Source organism: Acinetobacter sp. FDAARGOS_559, assembly GCF_003940475.1.
Taxonomy (GTDB): domain Bacteria; phylum Pseudomonadota; class Gammaproteobacteria; order Pseudomonadales; family Moraxellaceae; genus Acinetobacter; species Acinetobacter baumannii.
This window is the reverse complement of the sequence record NZ_RKJG01000005.1, coordinates 2,957,514-2,978,339: the sequence shown is the minus strand read 5'-3', so window position 1 is coordinate 2,978,339 and position 20,826 is coordinate 2,957,514. Positions and strand designations below refer to the sequence as shown.

Here is a 20,826-nt window from a genome sequence, read left to right as displayed (position 1 = left end):
ATGACAAAACAAGCTTTGCTTGAAGTCAGCAATCTGGTCCGGGAATTCCCTGCTGGCGAAAGCACGATTCAAATTTTAAAAGGTATTGACCTGACCATTTATGAGGGTGAGCTGGTTGCTATTGTTGGCCAGTCCGGCTCTGGTAAATCAACGCTCATGAATATTTTGGGCTGTCTGGACCGCCCAACAAGTGGTAGTTATAAGGTTAATGGTCAAGAAACCGGTAAGCTAGAGCCCGACCAGTTAGCGCAGTTACGCCGTGAATATTTTGGTTTTATTTTCCAGCGCTATCATTTACTGGGTGACTTATCAGCTGAAGGTAACGTTGAGGTTCCGGCTGTTTATGCTGGTGTTACTCCAGCAGACCGTAAACAGCGAGCTACTGCCCTGCTCACGGAGTTAGGTTTAGGTACTAAAACGCAAAACCGACCAAGCCAGCTTTCAGGTGGTCAACAGCAACGTGTATCAATTGCACGTGCCTTAATGAATGGCGGCGATGTGATCTTGGCCGACGAACCAACAGGGGCACTCGATTCACATAGCGGCGTTGAAGTGATGCGAATTTTGCGTGAACTCAACGCGGCTGGCCATACGATTATTTTGGTAACCCACGATATGCAAGTTGCAAAGAATGCAACGCGCATTATCGAAATTAGTGATGGGGAAATTATTAGTGACCGTCCTAACGTTCCAGACCAGTCTTTAGAAGAAGTTAAATCTGATCCAGATGCAGCACCTGCTTTACAAAATAAGCAGAAAAAAGGCAAAAGTATTTCAGCTTGGCGTTCAACCCTAGATCGCTTATCCGAAGCCTTTCAAATGGCTTTACTGTCCATGAATGCCCACCGCATGCGTACTTTCTTAACCATGCTGGGGATCATTATTGGTATTGCCTCTGTCGTAACGGTGGTCGCACTGGGTAATGGCTCTCAACAACAGATTTTGAGCAACATTAGCAGTTTAGGCACCAACACAATTACGGTATTCCAAGGTCGTGGTTTTGGTGATAACTCCAAGACAGCCAATTTTAAAACGCTGGTTCCTGCCGATGCCGATGCATTAATGACACAGCCTTATGTCAGTGCAGTTAGTCCGATGGTCAGTACATCCAAGACCATGCGTTATCAACAAAATGAAGCAAATGCGACTATTAACGGTGTAAGTAACGATTATTTTGATGTAAAAGGTCTAGTCTTTAAAGACGGTCAAACCTTTGATCAACGAAGTGTCCGCGACCGTTCACAAGATGTGGTGATTGATACCAATACACAAAAACAATTCTTTAGCGATGGTACTAACCCAATCGGGCAAGTCGTGTTACTGGGTAGTGTGCCAGCTCGTATTATCGGCATTGTAGAACCTCAGACCAGCGGAATGGGTTCGGATGACACACTGAATGTATATATGCCTTATACCACGGTCATGAGCCGTATGTTAGGGCAAGCGCATGTCCGTAATATTGTCGTACGTATTAATGATAAATACTCGACCAGTGCTGCTGAAAACGCCATTGTTAACTTATTAACCCAACGCCACGGTGCCCAAGATATTTTCACCATGAACAGTGACAGTATCCGACAAACCATTGAGAAAACCACAAGTACTATGACTCTCTTAGTATCAGCAATTGCTGTAATTTCTCTGGTAGTTGGTGGTATCGGGGTAATGAATATTATGCTGGTTTCGGTGACTGAACGTACGCAAGAAATTGGTGTGCGTATGGCTGTGGGTGCTCGACAAAGTGATATTTTGCAGCAGTTCCTGATTGAAGCAATTTTAGTATGTTTGATTGGTGGTGTACTTGGCGTACTGCTATCACTTGGCTTAGGACAACTGATTAATAAGTTTGCCGGTGGCAACTTTGCTGTCGCCTATTCAACCACATCAATTGTTGCTGCGTTTGTGTGTTCAACATTGATTGGTGTCGTATTCGGCTTCTTACCTGCCAAGAATGCAGCAAAACTTGACCCTGTTGCAGCACTATCACGAGAATAAGGAAAATTGCATGTCTTTTTCTATGACTAAACTTAGCGCAGCACTTCTCCTCACTAGTTCTCTTGTGGGATGTGCCGCTGTAGTAAAAACACCTTACCAAGCACCAGCTGTACAAGTTCCAGGCAGTTTTCAGTACGATAAGGCTAAAGCTAAAACAGCATCGGTTGAGCAATATTCTGACCATTGGTGGACATTGTTTGGAGATGCACAGCTCAACCAACTCGTAACTAATGTATTAGAGCGCAATAGTGATTTGGCTGTTGCGGGAATCACACTTAAGCAAGCACGCTTGCAAGCTGATTTAACCGCGAATAAACAAGGCTTACGGACTAGCTCTAGTGTTTCTACAGGACATTCTTTCGACTTAAACTCGGGAGATGACAGCGCGAAAGGTTTATCAATGAGTGCTGGGGTGAGCTATGAACTTGATTTGTTTGGCAAGCTTGCTCGTCAAACTGAAGCAAGTAAATGGGAAGCCTTAGCAACCGAACAAGATCTTCAAGCTACTGGTCAAAGTCTGATTGCCACTACTGCGAAACTCTACTGGCAACTCGGCTATTTAAATGAACGTTATGCAACTGCGCAGCAAAGCTTAGCCACTTCACAAAAGCTTTATCAATTGGTTCAAACTCAGTATAAAGCAGGTGCAGTTTCAGGATTAGACCTTACGCAAGCCGAGCAGTCTGTTCAAAGCCAAAAAGCAAGTTTAAGCCAGATTGAGCAACAGCTTGTTGAAACGCGTACAGCCATTGCTGTGTTATTGCATGAGCCAGTACAGCAACTCAATATTCAAGAGCCACAGCGTTTACCACGTACAGCGCTGCCTGCTATTGGTGCGGGTTTACCGGCGGATATTTTGTCACGTCGCCCAGACTTGCAAGCAGCCGAGCTTCGCTTGAGAAAAGCACTAGCAACCAAAGATGCGACTAAAGCAAGCTACTATCCGTCAATTAGCTTAACCAGTAGTTTAGGTTCAAGCAGTACATCTCTAACGGAGTTATTACGTAACCCTGCCCTTACGCTTGGAGCGAGTTTAAGCTTACCGTTTTTACAATATAACGATATGAAAAAAGATATCGCGATTAGCAACTTAGATTATGAAAAAGCGATTATTCAATATCGCCAAACGCTTTATCAGGCTTTTGCTGATGTAGAAAATGCGTTATCAAGCCGCACAGAACTCGACAAACAAGTAGCGTTACAAGAGCGTAATGTCGAACTTGCAGAAAAAACTGAACGTTTAACTGAAGTCCGCTACCGTTATGGCGCTGTTGCGTTAAAAACACTTCTTGATGCACAGCAAACTACACGTACTGCGCGCTTGAGTCTTGTTGAAACCAAACAAAGCCAATACAACGCTTATGTCACCCTTATGCAGGCATTAGGCGGTTCACCTGTAAAAGAACTGCCGCAATAACTTGCGCCCAGTAAAAAAGCCGTAGTCCTTCAACTACGGCTTTTTTTATGTCTGAATAAATCTTAAGACTTATTCATCATCCATCATAGATTGGCTCATACCTACAGTATTGAAACCAGCATCTACATATAGAATTTCACCAGTAATACCTGAAGCCCAAGGTGAGCAAAGGAATAACGCTGCATTACCCACTTCTTCAATGGTTACGTTACGCTTTAACGGTGCAACTTTTTCGTTAGCATCTAACATTTTACGGAAAGATTTAATACCAGAAGCAGCTAAAGTACGAATTGGACCCGCAGAAATTGCGTTTACACGGATACCGTCAACACCCAAACTTGATGCCAAGTAACGAACGCCAGCTTCTAAAGATGCTTTTGCCATACCCATTACGTTGTAGTTAGGCATAACGCGCTCAGAACCTTGGTAAGTCAAAGTTAATAAACAACCTTGGCGAGCTTGTAATAAAGGTTTTGCAGCACGTGCCATTGCAACAAAGCTGTATGCGCTAATGTCATGAGCAATTTTAAAACCGTCACGGTCAGTCACTTCAGTGAAGTCACCATCAAGCGTGTGCGCAGGTGCAAAGCCGATTGAGTGCACAACACCGTCTACGCCGTCCCAATGTTTTGCAAGTTCCGCAAATGCATTATCAATTTCAGCATCAACGGCAACATCACATGGAAACACAAGCTTAGAACCGAATTGCTCAGCAAACTCATCTACACGTTTTTTTAATTTTTCGTTTGGATAAGTAAATGCAAGCTCAGCACCTTCACGGTGTAATGCTTGTGCAATACCATAAGCAATTGATAATTTACTAGCAACGCCTGCAATCAAAAAGCGTTTACCTGCTAAAAGTCCTTGTGTCATGCCGATCTCACTCAAAACAATTTTCAGCATAATGCCAATATTCAACGTTTTTCGAAATTGCATAATGCATCTTTTTTCAAAAATCGCACGAAAAAAAATCGCTCCGATTTAGGAGCGACTTTTTACCAACTCATTTTTAGTCGTCAGACAATAAGCCAAGCAAACGTAAGAACGAGATATACATCCATACTAAAGTTGCAAGTAAGGCAATACCACACAACCATTCCATGAATTTTGGTGCACGATATGCTGCATTAGTTTCGATCAAATCAAAATCTAAAATTAGGTTCAGTGAAGCAATCACTGCAACAAACGCAGCAAAACCAATACCTAACCAGTTGCTTTCAAAAATATAAGGAATGCTTGAGCCAAACGCTAAACGCATCACCATCTGCACGATAAATACAATAAAGATCGCCAAAGATGCAGAGATCACAACTGATTTGAACTTTTCAGTTGCGCGTATGATTTGAAACTTATATAGACCAAACATCACCAAAGTCGTGACGAAAGTTGCCAATAACGCTTGAAGAGGAACGCCCGGATATTTCAACTGGAAAGTAAAAGAAATGCCACCTAAGAAAGCCCCTTCAAATAAAGCATAAGGAATTGCTAAAGTTGGTGCAGTCGTTGGTTTAAAAGTCGTAATTAAAGCTAAAACCAAGCCGCCAATTGCACCCACAATTGAAGCCGCATAAGCAATACCAACATTTGCAGTAAAGGCTGCATAGAAAAATAAAGCGACACCCACTGCAGCAGCAATGATGGTCAACATAACAGATTTTTGAATCGCACCTTGCACGGTCATCGGTTGACTATAGTCACTGACCGTTTCAACGCGTGTCAGTATCGGGTTATTACTTTGCATAAATGCTCTCTTTTTATAATAAATAAACTTAAAACATCATTTTAAGCAAAATGAATATGAAAGCCAAATTCCCACTTGGCATTATTGTAACAATGTCCTTTAAATAATAAAAAAGGGAGCTTTCGCCCCCTTTTCTTCTTACTTGAATAACCTAATCAATCTTTACCGTCAGTATTCATAATAAAGAAGTATTCGCGGTAATACTTAAGCTCAGAAATGGAATCACGAATGTCATCCATCGCCAAATGTGATGCATTTTTTTTCAGACCACTCATAATTTCAGGACGCCAGCGTTTTGAGAGTTCTTTTACTGTTGATACGTCAAGATTACGATAGTGGAAATACTGCTCTAGTTCAGGCATAAGACGATGTAAGAAACGGCGATCCTGACAAATCGAGTTACCACACATTGGTGAAACTTTTGGATTTACCCATTTTTTTAGGAATTCTAAAGTCTGTAACTCAGCATCACGAGCGGTCAATTTACTACGACGAACTCGTTCAATTAAACCTGACTGGCCGTGCTGACGCGTATTCCACTCATCCATTGCATTTAAAATACGATCAGGTTGATGAATAGCCAAAACCGGACCTTCGGCAAGTACATTTAAATGATCATCTGTAATAATTGTTGCAATTTCAATAATCTGGTCGTTGTCGGTATCTAAACCTGTCATTTCCAGATCAATCCAAATTAATCGTGTATTTAAAGTACTGCTCATGAATGTACGTTCTAAAGTGCCGTAAAAACATCAATAGTAGCAAATTTCTTGCTTCTGCGCTGTAATTCCATACCAGCTTCGTGCTATTTTTGCGGTCTTCAAACAATGGTTTTTTTGGGATATGAATGGCTCTAATTCGTAAGCGTCGTTTAACTGAGCAACAGCAACGTCGTATTGAAAAACAGCATAAAACTCGCCAAGAAGAAGTCGATACTTCACAAGATCTAGATGGGCTGGTTGTACAGCACTATGGACGTCAACTTGAAGTACAGGCACTTTCTGTACCCGATCATCACCCAGAAAAACCGCAAGTCGCCGAAGGCGAACCAGAACCGTTTTGGAAACCCATTGAATTAAATAGCGTTTGGCGCTGTCACACCCGTACAAACCTTGAATTACTGGTCACTGGTGACCGAGTGAAGTGGCAAGCTGACCCTAATACAGGTTTAGGGATTATTACCGCAATTCATCCACGTACTTCATTACTTACACGCCCGGATCGCTATCACAAAGTAAAACCTGTAGCTGCGAATATCAGCTTAATCGTTATTGTTTTTGCCCCACTGCCAGAACCGGCACCTACTTTGATTGACCGCTACTTAGTGGCATGTGCAGATGCGAATATTCCGGCTCTTTTAGTGCTTAATAAATCAGATTTACTCACTGAAAATGATCCGATTCTCGACATGCTCAAAGAGTATGAAAATTTAGGCTATGAAGTCATGATTTGTCATTCTAAAGGTGACATCTCAGCATTGTCCCAGCGTCTTGATGGCGAGACAGTAGCTTTTGTAGGTCAGTCAGGGGTTGGGAAAAGCTCACTTATTAATGTGCTCATTCCAGATGCTGAACAAAAAACTAATATCATTTCTGAAAACTCAGCACTTGGACAGCACACCACGACTTCTACTCGTTTAATCAACTTTGGTAAAAATGGCGCCTTAATTGATTCACCGGGAATTCGCGAGTTTGGGCTTTGGCATCTCGATTTAGATAAAATTCGTATGGGCTTCCCTGAAATCGAAGCACATTTAGGTTCGTGTCAGTTCCGTAATTGCACTCATACTCATGAAAAGAACTGTGGCTTAAAACAGGCTGTTGAAGCAGGTGAAATTTTACCACGGCGCCTAGACAGCTTTTTACGTTTAATCGATGAGATTCAAGAAGCGCAGCAAAAAAACTAATTTTCTGCCCCATTTGCCCTTGAAGTGGTGATTTTGATCACCATCTATATACGCTATACTCTAGGTCAATTTTGTTTTTAATTTTTTTAGGTGACTTGTGGAACGCTGGTTAGAGTTTATGGGGAATCACCCCATTTTGTTTGGTACACTCGGAGTCTTGATCGTATTGTTCTTCATTTTTGAAGGTCAACGTAACGGTCGTAAAATTTCTCCACAGTCGCTTGGTATTTTAGTGAAAGCGAAAAATGCTCTTTTGATTGACTTACGCGATAGCAAAGACTTCCGCGAAGGTCACATTAGTGGTAGCCGCAATATTCCTTATAGCCAAATTGCAAGTCATGCTGATGAATTAAAAGCAAGTGACCGTCCATTGGTATTTATTTGCAACCTAGGGCAAGTTGCTGGTAGCGCTTTACAGAAAGTCGCTCACCATGACAGCTACCGCCTTGATGGTGGTATCAGTAACTGGAAAGCTCAAGGCTTACCTCTCGTTAAAAGCAAACCAAAAGCTTAAGGAGAATTGTTATGGCAGCAAATGTCATTGTTTACTCAACTTCTGTATGCCCGTACTGCGTTCGCGCGAAACAATTACTTGAGCGTAAAGGTGTTGCTTACAAAGAAGTAAATCTTTCTGTTGAAGCGCCAGAAGTACGTGCTGAATTAATGCAACGTACAAATCATCGTACTGTTCCACAAATTTTTATTAATGATCAGTTTATCGGTGGTTTTGACCAACTTTATGCTTTAGAGCGTGAAGGTAAACTCGACGAATTATTGGCTTAACATCGCATCCATATTAAGGAAAAAACAATGAGCGAAGAACAACAAGTTCAACCACAATTAGCTTTAGAGCGTATTTATACAAAAGATATTTCTTTTGAGGTTCCAGGGGCACAAGTTTTCACTAAACAATGGCAACCTGAACTTAACATCAATCTTTCTTCAGCTGCTGAAAAGATTGACCCAACTCACTTTGAAGTATCTTTAAAAGTTGTGGTTCAAGCCAATAACGACAATGAAACAGCGTTCATCGTAGATGTAACTCAATCTGGTATTTTCTTAATCGATAATATCGAAGAAGACCGTTTACCTTACATTTTAGGTGCTTATTGCCCGAACATTTTGTTCCCGTTCTTACGTGAAGCAGTAAACGACTTAGTAACAAAAGGTAGCTTCCCACAGTTACTTCTTACTCCAATCAACTTTGATGCAGAGTTCGAAGCAAACATGCAACGTGCTCAAGCTGCTGCTGTTGAAGGTCAAGCTTAATTTTATAGCTTACCCTAAACTCAAAAAACCGCGTAATTCGCGGTTTTTTTATGGGAGTAATTTAGATTTAACGGTCAAGTGAATGAATCTGAATAGAAGGAAACTGGAATCCACGGCATGATTGCTCTGAACGCCATGCGACTGTTAAGATCATATTACCTAACACAAAGTTTTGGTAGGCAAATGTCCCAATAAGCTCATGCGAACATAATCCGCCATGATTTGTAGGATGTGCTTGGGTGTTTAAGGTATTTAAATCTAAACGTATACCCAGACCCGATGCTTTTAAAACAGCTTCTTTAGTCGTCCAGACTTTAAACCAATATTCTCTATCTTGTTCTAGACTTTGCCACGTTGCATATTCATCAGGATGAAAAGCATGTTGTGCCAGACTATCCAGACGTACTTTACGATCAAGCTCTTCAACATCTATACCAATATCTTTAATTCGCTCACTCAGCGCTAAAGCATAATATTGTTGGCTATGTGAATGATTAAAATGCAGAGCATGGTCCAGTAAGTAAGGTTTGCCATGTTTATGCTTGGCAAACTCCAATTCCATTGAAGTGAGTTGTAGTTTCTCTGCAATCAGTCTATTTCTGACACTCTTTATTTGTTGTTTTTTATAATGATTAAATGAACGAAAGTCGGGAAAGTCGTGTTGTTTTCGATTTAAAAAATCATTGAGTTTTCCTATATAAATGTCCACATGTTTACTATTCATTTTATTAATCCGAACCATCCATAATTCACAGCTAGCATTAAAACCTTACTGATACCTGATTAGACAATACAATAAAAAGCCCAAAGAAGACTTTGGGCTTTTTCAATTAAAAACAGATTAACGTTTAAATTTCTTTTCTGCTTTTTTGAATTTCTGAATATAACGACGACGACGTGCAGCAGTACGCTCATCGACCTGACTCTTACGGCCTTCAAACGGGTTTTCAGAAGTCTTAAATTCAATTTTAACTGGTGTACCTTCAAGCTTATAAACCTTACGGAACACATTCTCTAAATAACGGCGGTAATCTGCAGGAGTCTTATCCACCTTGTTACCGTGAATCACAATAGTCGGTGGATTTTGCCCACCCATGTGCGCATAACGCATTTTAATACGACGGCCTTGAACTGTCGGCGGCTGATGCTGATCAGTTGCATCATTCAAAATCTGCGTCAATTTCGCAGGAGATACCTTTAAGTTTGCAGACTCATAAGCACGGTGAATTGATGGATATAACTCACCTACCCCAGTACCATGTAGAGCAGAAATAAGGTGAATTCGAGCCCAAGGAATAAAGTCAAAACGGCGCTCAACATCAAGCTTACACTGCTTGCGGTCGTATTCACTCATGTTGTCCCATTTATTGATCGCAATGACCATGGCACGCCCAGCTTCCAGCGCATAGCCAATTAAATGTAAGTCTTGCTCAACAATACCTTCACGGGCGTCAACTACAACCACCACCACATGTGCGTCTTTCATCGCTTGTAAAGTCTTCACAATTGAGAATTTCTCAATCATTTCATCAACTTTACCTTTACGGCGTACACCTGCTGTATCAATTAAAGTGTATTTACGGCCTTCACGCTCGAACGGAATATAAATAGAGTCACGAGTTGTACCTGGTTGGTCAAACGCTACCACACGGTCTTCACCAAGTAAGCGATTTACTAACGTTGATTTACCCACGTTCGGACGGCCAATAATTGCTAGACGCAATCCGGTATCTTTGTCATGCTCTTCAGGGTTTTCATCTTCTGGAATATCTTGAAGTACATCCTCAAGCATTTGTTGTACGCCACGACCATGGCTCGCTGCAACTTGTAATGGTTCACCCATACCAAGCTTGTAGAACTCAACCAAAGCAGCTTCAGCATGAACACCATCAACCTTATTGGCAACAAGATAAATTTTCTTGCCTAAAGTACGTAATTCACGGGCAATTTGCTCATCAGAAGCTAACAATCCTGCACGCGCATCAACTACAAAAATAATAATATCTGCTTCATTGATGGCTGTTTTCGACTGCTCGGCCATGTAGTTATCGATACCGCCTTCACTTTCACCAATACCACCAGTATCAACAACAATGAAAGACTTATTTTGATAAGTCGCATCACCATATTTACGGTCACGAGTCAAACCCGCGAAGTCGGCTACAAGTGCATCACGACTCTTGGTAATCTGGTTAAATAACGTTGATTTTCCGACATTCGGACGACCAATGAGCGCAATAACGGGTTTCATACAATAACCTTAATTCAAGACCAGCCATATCTCATGGCATGAGCATTAGAAACAGTACAGGAGATATATTTTAAGGTCAGATATGACCATAATAAAAGACGGGGCTTTGAACTGATTTAATTCAAACACCCCGATATTTTTAACAGCGTAATTTGTTAAGCGGCTATTTTAGCACAAGCGAACAAAATTAACGATTCTGCCAAATACTTAAATCGCCTTTTCGGGTCGAAACATAGAGCTGATTCTCAATCACACGTAATGTATTGACCTCACCACTTGTTTTAGAACGACCAATCAACTTACCTGTTGTCGGGTCGATTAGGTGTAAAACACCATCCAAATCACCAACAATAAGGTCCGATCCCAAGACGACAGGATTACTTAAATGACGGTTTAAGAGACTATCATTTTGCCAAAGCTGTTCGCCTGTTGTTAAGTCATAAGCAGTAAGCTTGCCATCAGTTGACGAAACAAACACTTTATTATCATAAACTTCTGGACGCTTGGTGCTACTTGAATCTTCACTCCAAACCACACGTTGAGAAGCAAGATCAGTAACAGTTACTTGGCCTTGGAAACTAGTTGTTACCATGAGTTGACCCGCAACAACCGGATCACCATCAATGTCAATTAAACGCTGAATATCAGAACGCCCTTCACTTACTGCAACACGGCGTTGGAAGCGCGGAATACCACTAATCGTATCAATTGCATAAACATATGCATTTGCAGAAGCAATTAAAACCGTGCGAGGGTCAAGACTCACTGGCGATGGTTGACCACGTAAACTGAACTGAACATTTGGCAATTTATATGCCCAAACTTGTTGTCCTGATGATACATCATGTGCAAATACAGTACCGTCATTTGCAATTGTAATCACGCGGCCAGACTGAACTAAAGAAGGACTTAATAAAGCACCAGATAATTGTGCAGTCCATTTTTGTTCACCCGTTGCCTGATCTAAAGCAAATAACTGACCTTTACTGTTACCAACAACAACAATACCTTCAGCTGCTTCAACACCAGAGCTTAAGCCCAATTTACTAACTTTTTTCTCCCAAAGACGTTGTTTACCACGGTATGCAGCAACTTCACCTTTAGGATCAAGGGTAAAAACAACACCTTCGCTAGCGTCAAGTTGTAAACGTAATGGATCTGCCTTATTCGTAGAAGAAACACTGCGTGAAAACACGGGCACCAAACTCTTATTTGACTCAGTCAATTTCGGTAGTGGATTTGGTTTTGCTTCTTTTACTTTGTTGCTAGAACATCCGACCAATACAGCCGATGCGATTGCAATTGCCAAAGGCAGTTTGAATTTCTGATTCATTAAGACTCTTCCACCTGTGTTTCCAAAATTGGGCGCTCAATCTGTGGATCTTCAACTAAAACGCCAACACTTTCGAGTTTAATTTGTAAAATTTGTCGCTCTTGTTTACGTTCCAGTAACGAATCCCATGCAGCTTGATATGCTTTTTTAGCAGAATCAATATCTTTCTTAGCAACAAAGATATCACCGCGTAACTCTTCTACTGTTGCTTTAAATGCCGGATCGACATCACCAGACAAGGTTTTTAGAGCTTCATCATATTTGTTTTGCGCCAATTGTGCATCTGCTAAACGCAATTTTACAACCTGAATCAGTCCTTCATCTTTTACTTTTGAATTCTCAACTTTTTTCAAAGCTTTTTCAGCAGCAGCATAATCTTGTTTTTCATATGCAAGTTTTGCCAATACAAATTGAGTTTGTATCGCCTGAACTGAATCAATATCGTCTTTTACAATCTTATCTGCCGAAGCTGTTATTGAAGCTAAAGCATTTGGGTTATCAGCTGTTGCATTCGCTTCATCCATTAACTGCTGTACCTTTGCAGTTTCTGTCTGACTCGTTGCAAGGTTTCTTTTTTGCCAATATTCCCACCCGAAAAAGGCAATCAATGCAATGAGAATCCCGCTAATCATGGCAGAACCATATTTTTTGGCGAACGACTTTAAGCTGTCGAATTGTTCTTCATCACTTAAGCTCATGTGATTGTCCTTTTCCAGATGTTTCAGTTTATTTTGTAAATTTTTCAATTAAGAATGGTACGAGTTCAGCCAACGCAACTTGTGATTGCTCAGCTGTTGCCAACTCTTTTACAGCAAGCTGCTGTGCTTCCCACTCACGTTCACCCAAAATTATGGCGTAAACAGCCCCAGCCTGATCAGCTTTTTTCATCTGACTCTTCATGCTGCCTTGTGAACCAGTTTTAATGCGAATGTTACTATTCGCAGCTTCTAACTGGTCACGTAATTGTTCTGCTAGAACTAAAGCTTTAGATTGATAAGCAGGCTCCGCAACCAAGAACGCTTCACAGTCACGTACAATTTCAGCCTGTTCAACTTGCTCAAGTAGAAGCAATAAACGCTCCATCCCCATTGCAAAACCGACCGCTGGAACAGACTGATCAGCCTTACCTTTTAACTGGCCAACCAAACCATCATAGCGTCCACCTGCACATACTGTACCTTGCGACCCTAATGCTGTTGTTGTCCATTCAAAAACAGTTTTATTGTAATAATCTAGACCACGTACCAATTTTTGGTTAATTACAAATTTAATGCCTGCGGCAGTCAAATAATCTTGTAATTGCTGGAAGTGGCTTAAACTGTCTTCTTTTAAGAAGTCATGTAATTTCGGCGCATTTTCCAGAATTTTCTGAGTCGACTCAATTTTAGAATCTAAAATACGTAATGGGTTTGTTGTTAAACGGCGCTGTGAATCTTCATCCAAAGCATCTTTATGTTCATTTAAGAACGCAACCAAAGCATTACGATATTCCGTACGCTCATCTGTTTCACCCAAAGTATTCAACTCAAGTTGAACCATGTGATCAACACCCATACGCTTCCACAAACGGGCAGTCAACATAATCAATTCAGCGTCGATATCAGGAGTCGCTACACCAAAAGTTTCCACACCAAACTGGTGGAACTGGCGGTAACGGCCTTTTTGTGGTTTTTCATAACGGAACATAGGTCCCATATACCACACACGTGGCGTAGCACCACGCAACAAGTTATGTTCAACCAACGCACGAACACAACCCGCTGTTCCTTCCGGACGTAAAGTCAGTGATTCAGGTGGGTTTCCTTTATCGAAGAATGTGTACATTTCTTTTTCTACGATATCGGTAGCATCACCAATAGCACGTTTAAACAGTCCCGTTTGTTCAACGATCGGCAAACGAATTTGTTGGTAACCATAAGCATCCATTAAAGATGCTAAATGCTGCTCGAGACGTCTCCACGCTGCTGTTTGCGTTGGTAAAACGTCATTAAAACCTTTGATTGCGACAATTGAACTCATGATGAACTACGAATAATTTCTTTAGATTTAGCTTCTTCAAGCTCTTGAACACGTTGACGAACCATAGTTTCGATTTCATCAACCAATTGATTGGTATCAATTAAATGGCTTTTCTCACCATTACGATAAACCAATGAACGAGGCGCAGCCCCAACGACCCCGATATCTGCTTCTTTTGCTTCACCTGGGCCATTTACCTTACAGCCAATAACCGAAACGTCCATTGGTGTACGGATATCTTCTAAACGCTCTTCTAAAGCCTGCATCACCTGAATCACGTTAAATTCTTGGCGAGAACAACTTGGACAAGCAATAAAGTTAATACCGTTAGAACGTAGGCCAAGCGATTTTAAGATATCAAAACCGATCTTGATTTCATCTTCAGGTTCAGCAGCAAGCGAAATACGCATCGTATCGCCAATGCCTTCCATCAATAACCCACCAAGAGCAATCGCTGATTTCACAGTACCTGTACGGTAAATACCAGCTTCAGTCACTCCAAGGTGTAATGGATTATCAATTTGTTGAGAGAGTAAACGATAAGCATCCATGGTTAAAAACACATTTGATGCTTTTACACTGACTTTAAACTCATGGAAGTCAAGACGGTCTAAAATATCAATATGACGTAAAGCTGACTCAAGAAGTGCCTGCCCTGTAGGCTCGCCATATTTTTTCTGTAAATCTTTTTCTAGAGAACCCGCATTCACGCCAATACGCATAGAAATACCGTGATGACGTGCCGCAGCCACAACTTCACGTACTTTCTGGTCTGAACCGATATTGCCCGGGTTAATACGCAAGCAGTCCGCACCATAATCTGCAACTGCCAAAGCAATTCTATGGTCAAAATGGATATCAGCTACTAATGGAACTGAAACACGCTTACGGATTGCACCAAAGGCTTCAGCAGCTTCCATAGAAGGCACTGAAACACGCATAATATCTGCACCTGCATCAACACAACGCTCAATCTGAGCCACAGTTGCGTCAACATCGCAAGTTTCGGTATTTGTCATACTTTGCACACTAATAGGTGCATCGCCACCGACATAGACCGAACCAACACGGATTTTACGTGTTGGTCGACGTTTAATTGGGTTCTCTATCATTGTATCGCTCAACTCATGGTATTAGCGGGATAAACGGAATTCAGCTTTACCGTTTACCGTATATGGAGACAATGAAATCTGTTCTTGGTTTAGACTTAATGACACAGCCGTTGCATCATCAAGACGAATCTGGAATGGAGACTCACCATTTAAGGTTAAAGTCGATGCCTGACGACCCGTCGCTAAAACCTTCCCTGTTGCATCTACAATATGAACAGAAGTTGGACGGTTAAAGTTTAACACCAATTGGTCACCCACTGTTGCAGAGGCATTCCCTTTCATAGGTAAAACTTCAACATTAGACTGATTTGCTTTTGGCAGCTCAGCATCTTCTTTGTTTGAGGTCCATTTTAGGACACCCATCACAATTAATGACACGACAGCAATAATCAAAATTGCAAGCAGTGCGCGCTTTAACCATTTTTTGTTACGATCACTATTAGAACCCGGTAATTTACCCATGATTTTAATTGGTGAGTTGTTTAAAGCATGATTTGGCAAAAGCCCAGTATCGTTTGCATAAATCTCATCAAAACGCTGGATAATTGCAGTTGCATCAGTATTTAAATACTTCGCATAAGAACGATAATAGCCTTTGATAAAAGTCGCTTCTGGCAAAGATTTATAGTCGTCTTGCTCTAACGCATTAAGCGTTTTCAGCGGCATATTTAAATCTGAAGATACTTGCTCTAATTCTTTTTTCTGAGAAACACGAATTTGACGTAAATACTCACCAGGACGTTGAATATTTCCTAAAGCAGAAGTCGGTAAGCTTGAGCCAGTTGGCTGCTGTGAATTAGGATTTATTTCCATACGGCCTCAGTACTATACTGTAATTGCAAATAACGTTGATATTCTGGACTTTCCGGGAATAAAGCACGTAACTGGTTTACTAAAACTTGCATTCCCATTTTATCCGCATTGGCTCGAGCCACTCTTAAACCAATCCAAAGTGCGCGTGCACCCTGATTTTTCTGCCCCACTGTACGAACATATTGTTCATACATTTGTGTAGCAGCCGGAATCTGCTGCTGCAAATAAAAAATTTCTGCTAACTCTAACATTGAAATGTAAGAGTCGCGGTTAGCAAGAAGTGCTTGTTTGAATGTTTTTTCAGCACTCGCAATATCGCCTAGTTTTAAATAAATTCGCCCCAGATTTTCTAAAGCCTGGTAACGTTGATCATAGCCTAATGTTGCACCAGCAATACGAAATTGCTCAATAGCATCATTATAACGCTCCATTTGGTACAAATACGTACCATAATTATTACGTGCCTGAGCATTGTCTGGTTCAGACGAAATTGCACGCTTAAAGTAATGTTCCGCTTTTTCTAAATTGGATTTACTGCCTTCTTGTTGCAATAAAATACCCATCATCATATTTGCCGTTGCATCACGACTATCGACACTTAACGCTTGGTCAAGAGAACGCTTTGCAGAATCCAAGTCACCAGAACGAATGTATTCGGCAGCAAGCTGCGTACGCACTTTTACTGCTTTTTCCGGGTCCTTTTTAACCGTTTGCGAAGTCTGGCAACCACTTGCCAAAAGTGCAACAGCAACCCCCATACATAACATGATCTTCAACTTCGGAGTACTCAAAGTCTGCCCTCAATATTATCCTTGTGTACGTAAAATCTCTTGTCGTTGAGCCACTTTCTTTTGCCACTGCTCAGCACGACGCGTACGGTCAGCAACTTGGCCGACCAATTGTCCACATGCGGCATCAATATCATCACCACGTGTTTGACGAATCGTACACACAAATCCTGCATCAGACAAAGTTTTTTGGAAAGAGATGATACGATTTCGACTTGAGCGTCCATATGGCGCATGAGGGAACGGATTAAATGGAATCAAGTTAATTTTACTTGGTAAGTTTTTAAGTAATTTAAGCAACTGCTGTGCATGTTCAGGTTGGTCGTTCACACCTTCTAACATGACATATTCAATGGTCACATGTTTACGTGCGCTTTCATTACCATCTTTGGCAATATAACGCTGACATGCCGCAATCAACTGAGCCAATGGATATTTTTTATTAATAGGCACAAGTTCATTACGCAATTCATCATTTGGCGCATGTAGGGAAATTGCTAAAGCAACATCAATATCTTTCGCAAGTTGGTCAATTTTTGGCACAACACCTGACGTTGACAAAGTCACACGACGTTTTGACATACCATAAGCAAAGTCATCGAGCATAATGTGCATTGAGCTTAATACGGCATCGTAGTTGAGCAATGGCTCACCCATACCCATCATCACGACATTGGTCACTGAACGCTCACGCTCAGCAACAGGCACTTCTTCCATATAGGAATAGTTTGCCATCCAAAGTTGCCCAATAATTTCATCTGGCGTTAAATCGCGCTGAAAACCTTGCTTACCTGTTGAACAAAATGAGCAGTCCAATGCGCAGCCCACTTGTGAAGAAATACACAAAGTTTTGCGTGAACCTGTTTTATCTTCGGCAGGAATTAATACAGTTTCTACTAAAGAGCCAGAACCTTCACCTACGCGAAACACCCATTTACGTGTTCCGTCTTTTGAATAATGACGGTGTACCACTTCAGGGGCTTTAATTTCACAAATTTGTTCAAGCTTTGCACGTAATTTACCTGAAATATTGGTCATTTCAGCAAAATCAGTAACAAAGTATTGATGAATCCATTTCATAACCTGACCGGCACGAAACTTTTTCTCACCAATATCTTCAAAGAATTTTTCTAATTCAGCACGTGACATGCCGAGTAAATTCACTTTTTCGGCAGCAGGCGATGCTGGCGTGGACGAAGATTGCTGCTGTCCATCAAGATTTTCAGATGAAACGACCACTGCAGAACTCATGTGTATTTACCTAAACCATGTCAAAAAAAGAATATATTGTTCAAGAATCAAACAATATGCTCTTGAGAGAATAAAAAAACCAGATAAGTAGTATACCACTTATCTGGTTTGAATGCTTTCGATTAACGAGTGCGTGGGCAGATCTCGTTGTCAGCAAAGAAGTAAGCAATTTCACGCTCTGCAGAAGCAACTGAGTCAGAACCGTGAGCAGCATTTTCATCGATGCTTACAGCGAAATCAGCACGGATAGTACCAGGAGCCGCTTCTTTAGGGTTTGTAGCACCTAAGATTTCACGGTGAGCAAGAACTGCGTTTTCACCTTCAAGAACAGATACAACAACTGGACCAGAAGTCATGAATGCAACTAAGTCACCAAAGAAACCGCGTTCTTTGTGCTCTGCATAGAAACCTTCAGCATCAGCTTGAGAAAGGTGTTTCATTTTAGTCGCAACAATTTTTAAACCCGCTTTTTCGAAACGAGCAAAAATTTCACCGATGTGGTTTTTAGACACAGCATCTGGCTTTACGATAGACAAAGTACGTTCAATTGCCATGAGTGGCTCCTTTATTTTAAGATTTAAACTTTAAAAAATTTGCCGCATTATACCGATGTCATAGGCAATAATCAGCTTTGAATGTGTAAAAGTTGCGATTTTTTCTACTGTTTTTAGCGAACTTCATCCAACCAAGCCATTTGGATAGCTTCTAGCAATCCTTCGGTTGATTTATTTGGGTCATCACTAAAGTCTGGTAACGCACAAACCCATGCATGTAAATCGGTAAAACGAATCCATTGCGGATCAACTTCTGGATGTGCTTCTGACAATTCAATGGCAATATCAATCGTATCTGTCCAACGTAAGCCCATAGCGGCTCCTATCTGTTTAATCTGCTAAATCAAGAACTGCGTACTTTAGCAAATCCACAAACCTAATCGATAGCTTAAGCTGATAAAAATTACTGTTCGTTATAAAGCAATGCCCAATAATGGCGCGACAAAAATAATCAGACTTGCTACTGCTGCACCAATAAGTGCGCCCACAATCACATCACTCGGATAGTGAAGTCCAAGTACCATACGAGACAATGCCACAAGCACCATGAACGGCAACATCGCTGCAAGCAACACAGGTTGGATATACCCCAACACAATTGTCACCATGACAGCATGTAACGTATGACCTGATGGAAAACTAAAGTGATCGAGTGGTCTTTCACCGAGAACAATCACCTGATGTACTTGGTAAGGACGTGGACGCGTGGTTTTATGTTTTAAGAATTTATAAATTGCTGTTCCAACCGAACCACCAAGTAGCAAATAGATAATTTGCAAGCTATAGGTAATGCCCTGCATTCCCCATACAATCGCCAACATGAGGTACCAAAAAGGTCCGTCACCAGCACGGCTAATAATTTTGAAGAATAATGCCACACGCTGTGAATGAGAGAAATTATTGAGATATAAGCAGCCTCGTAAATCGAGATCGAGTATTTTTATTTTTGCATTCTTAAATTTCATGGTTGTTCTCCTATTTTAGGATACTTAGGTGAAGTCCGCCGAGGGTTCCTTCACTACCTGATAAAATGCCTGTTCTAATTGCTGTACCGGAAGTTGCCAACCGCTTTGCTGTACTTTATGACAGGCTTGTATGCCCATTTCTCTAAGTTGTTGTATTGAAGGAAGCTGATAAATTTGTTGTATAAAATGGTTCTTATGCCCAAGCGGGCTTAACCAACCGTTTACGCCATGTATTAAATACTGGTGTGCACATGCATAATCATACGCGATAACTGGCAAACCGCTCGCCATTGCTTCCAAAACTACGTTACCAAACGTTTCAACTTGGCTTGCAAATACAAAGACATCGGCACTTGCATATGCGACTGCCAAATCGTGCCCGCGCAAACTACCCGTAAAAATAATATTTTTCGCTTCAGGTAGTGCTTTTAATCGAGCAAGATCCGGGCCATCTCCCACCACAACCAGTTTAGTTTTCTGTTGCTGAATGTTTTGCATAGCTGCATAACTCTCAACGATCAGCTGGACTTCTTTTTCCGGTGATAAACGACCTACATACAACATGACACGTGTATCGGAATCAACGCCCCATTGCTGGCGTAAGTTTTCTGAGCGATGTTTTGGTGAAAACCGAGTAGTATCCACTCCTCGCCCAACAACAACTAGAGGACATGTAATGCCAAAACCGCGTAAAGCCTCTTCCGTATCTCTACTTGGAACACAGGTCACTTGAGTATTGTTATGGAACCAGCAAAGGTATTTTTGAATCGGCTTCACCAAAAAGGCCAAATCGAAGAACCTGCTAAAATCTTGAAACGGCGAATGAAAACCACTAGAGACCGGAATATCTTTGGCTTTTGCGGCTTGCATGGCTGTTAAACCTAACGGTCCTTCAGTCACAATATGTACGACATCTGGCACAAATTTTTCAAAAGCTTTTGAAACTTTTAAATATTGGGGCCAGCCAAATTGCAAAGTTGGATATTTTGGAATCGCTTGTGACATGACCAGACATTCTTGTTCTGGCAAAAAATCATGACATTTGGCTTTTTGCTCAGGTCGAACAAGTAGAATTTTATGCCCTTGTTTCTGTAAACCTTGGCATAACTGCAACAAAGAGAGTGCTACACCATTAATTTCAGGCGGCCATGTTTCTGTCACAATCGCAATTTTTAAACGAGGACGAACCAACTCGTGAAGTTGGTGCAATTCCTGAGTATTAGACAAATGCTGTTTTTGTTTAAAATAGAATTGGAAGCTTTCAGGAAGTTGCTGTTGTTTTAATAGTGCTGTCGCGTATGAGCCTTGCATAGCGCCATCCATCAGTATATTTATTTTCATGCTTAAAGATTAAGCAGCTTTCTTGACACTTTGATGATAAATGCATGACAGTTTACTGACATAAAAATTAA

General features: G+C 41.2%; 22 protein-coding genes. 6 read left to right on the top strand and 16 right to left on the bottom strand.

Features of this window, described 5'->3' with window-relative positions; all coding sequences use genetic code 11:
* Both EGS71_RS15790 and adeC read left to right on the top strand, forming a co-directional pair.
* Positions 1-1,995 (top strand): MacB family efflux pump subunit, encoded by a 1,995-nt coding sequence (locus EGS71_RS15790; protein ID WP_000165905.1) that lies wholly within the window; start codon positions 1-3, stop codon positions 1,993-1,995.
* 22 nt (positions 1,996-2,017) lie between these two features.
* Positions 2,018-3,412 (top strand): AdeC/AdeK/OprM family multidrug efflux complex outer membrane factor, encoded by a 1,395-nt coding sequence (gene adeC, locus EGS71_RS15785; protein ID WP_161795023.1) that lies wholly within the window; start codon positions 2,018-2,020, stop codon positions 3,410-3,412.
* Positions 3,413-3,481: 69 nt separating this feature from the next.
* Here the strand turns inward: adeC and EGS71_RS15780 are convergent, their stop codons facing one another.
* From EGS71_RS15780 to orn, 3 genes are all read right to left on the bottom strand, one after another.
* The gene (locus EGS71_RS15780; protein ID WP_004735881.1) at positions 3,482-4,285 is read right to left on the bottom strand and encodes an enoyl-ACP reductase FabI; all 804 of its coding nucleotides are present in this window, start codon (positions 4,283-4,285) and stop codon (positions 3,482-3,484) included.
* A gap of 136 nt (positions 4,286-4,421) precedes the next feature.
* Complete coding sequence (locus tag EGS71_RS15775) at positions 4,422-5,153, bottom strand: Bax inhibitor-1/YccA family membrane protein (protein WP_001191562.1); 732 nt, start codon at positions 5,151-5,153, stop codon at positions 4,422-4,424.
* A 155-nt stretch (positions 5,154-5,308) separates the two neighbouring features.
* The gene (gene orn, locus EGS71_RS15770; RefSeq protein WP_000099436.1) at positions 5,309-5,875 is read right to left on the bottom strand and encodes an oligoribonuclease; all 567 of its coding nucleotides are present in this window, start codon (positions 5,873-5,875) and stop codon (positions 5,309-5,311) included.
* Between the two features lie 125 nt (positions 5,876-6,000).
* On the opposite strand from orn, the gene rsgA reads away from it, so the two are divergent.
* The 4 genes from rsgA (at position 6,001) to secB (ending at position 8,328) form a co-directional block, all read left to right on the top strand.
* On the top strand, positions 6,001-7,059 hold the full coding sequence (gene rsgA / locus EGS71_RS15765; protein ID WP_001173998.1) for a ribosome small subunit-dependent GTPase A: 1,059 nt from the start codon (positions 6,001-6,003) through the stop codon (positions 7,057-7,059).
* A 97-nt stretch (positions 7,060-7,156) separates the two neighbouring features.
* Entirely contained in the window at positions 7,157-7,573 is a 417-nt protein-coding gene (locus EGS71_RS15760; RefSeq protein WP_000443006.1) for a rhodanese-like domain-containing protein, read from the top strand.
* Positions 7,574-7,584: 11 nt separating this feature from the next.
* Positions 7,585-7,842 (top strand): glutaredoxin 3, encoded by a 258-nt coding sequence (grxC, locus tag EGS71_RS15755; protein WP_000729828.1) that lies wholly within the window; start codon positions 7,585-7,587, stop codon positions 7,840-7,842.
* Positions 7,843-7,869: 27 nt separating this feature from the next.
* Positions 7,870-8,328, top strand: coding sequence for a protein-export chaperone SecB (gene secB / locus EGS71_RS15750; protein WP_001288260.1), 459 nt, complete (start codon positions 7,870-7,872; stop codon positions 8,326-8,328).
* Positions 8,329-8,395: 67 nt separating this feature from the next.
* On the opposite strand, the gene EGS71_RS15745 is transcribed toward secB, so the two are convergent.
* From EGS71_RS15745 to EGS71_RS15685, 13 genes are all read right to left on the bottom strand, one after another.
* Complete coding sequence (locus EGS71_RS15745; protein WP_001085074.1) at positions 8,396-9,052, bottom strand: 4'-phosphopantetheinyl transferase family protein; 657 nt, start codon at positions 9,050-9,052, stop codon at positions 8,396-8,398.
* 117 nt (positions 9,053-9,169) lie between these two features.
* On the bottom strand, positions 9,170-10,579 hold the full coding sequence (der, locus tag EGS71_RS15740) for a ribosome biogenesis GTPase Der (protein WP_000805592.1): 1,410 nt from the start codon (positions 10,577-10,579) through the stop codon (positions 9,170-9,172).
* Between the two features lie 187 nt (positions 10,580-10,766).
* Positions 10,767-11,912: an outer membrane protein assembly factor BamB gene (gene bamB / locus EGS71_RS15735; RefSeq protein ID WP_001072119.1), complete on the bottom strand. Its 1,146-nt coding sequence runs from the start codon at positions 11,910-11,912 to the stop codon at positions 10,767-10,769.
* Positions 11,912-12,610 (bottom strand): YfgM family protein, encoded by a 699-nt coding sequence (locus tag EGS71_RS15730; protein WP_000058788.1) that lies wholly within the window; start codon positions 12,608-12,610, stop codon positions 11,912-11,914. The genes bamB and EGS71_RS15730 overlap by 1 nt, the downstream gene beginning before the upstream one ends.
* 28 nt (positions 12,611-12,638) lie before the next feature.
* A complete protein-coding gene (gene hisS / locus EGS71_RS15725; RefSeq protein ID WP_000095254.1) occupies positions 12,639-13,931 on the bottom strand; it encodes a histidine--tRNA ligase in 1,293 nt (430 codons plus the stop codon).
* Positions 13,928-15,043, bottom strand: a complete 1,116-nt coding sequence (gene ispG, locus EGS71_RS15720; protein WP_000572095.1) for a flavodoxin-dependent (E)-4-hydroxy-3-methylbut-2-enyl-diphosphate synthase — start codon at positions 15,041-15,043, stop codon at positions 13,928-13,930. Before ispG ends, hisS begins: the two co-directional genes overlap by 4 nt.
* 21 nt (positions 15,044-15,064) lie before the next feature.
* Positions 15,065-15,856 carry a helix-turn-helix domain-containing protein gene (locus EGS71_RS15715; RefSeq protein ID WP_002009608.1) on the bottom strand — a complete coding sequence of 264 codons (792 nt, stop codon included), beginning with the start codon at positions 15,854-15,856 and terminating at the stop codon, positions 15,065-15,067.
* A complete protein-coding gene (gene pilW, locus EGS71_RS15710) occupies positions 15,847-16,647 on the bottom strand; it encodes a type IV pilus biogenesis/stability protein PilW (RefSeq protein WP_001984465.1) in 801 nt (266 codons plus the stop codon). Before pilW ends, EGS71_RS15715 begins: the two co-directional genes overlap by 10 nt.
* A gap of 15 nt (positions 16,648-16,662) precedes the next feature.
* Complete coding sequence (rlmN, locus tag EGS71_RS15705; protein ID WP_000093084.1) at positions 16,663-17,895, bottom strand: 23S rRNA (adenine(2503)-C(2))-methyltransferase RlmN; 1,233 nt, start codon at positions 17,893-17,895, stop codon at positions 16,663-16,665.
* A 122-nt stretch (positions 17,896-18,017) separates the two neighbouring features.
* A complete protein-coding gene (ndk, locus tag EGS71_RS15700; RefSeq protein ID WP_000963851.1) occupies positions 18,018-18,449 on the bottom strand; it encodes a nucleoside-diphosphate kinase in 432 nt (143 codons plus the stop codon).
* A gap of 113 nt (positions 18,450-18,562) precedes the next feature.
* Complete coding sequence (iscX, locus tag EGS71_RS15695; protein WP_000524329.1) at positions 18,563-18,763, bottom strand: Fe-S cluster assembly protein IscX; 201 nt, start codon at positions 18,761-18,763, stop codon at positions 18,563-18,565.
* 99 nt (positions 18,764-18,862) lie between these two features.
* Positions 18,863-19,414, bottom strand: coding sequence for a phosphatase PAP2 family protein (locus EGS71_RS15690; protein ID WP_000669565.1), 552 nt, complete (start codon positions 19,412-19,414; stop codon positions 18,863-18,865).
* Positions 19,415-19,438: 24 nt separating this feature from the next.
* Positions 19,439-20,737, bottom strand: coding sequence for a glycosyltransferase family 4 protein (locus EGS71_RS15685; protein ID WP_000348499.1), 1,299 nt, complete (start codon positions 20,735-20,737; stop codon positions 19,439-19,441).
* Between the last annotated feature and the right edge of the window lie 89 nt (positions 20,738-20,826).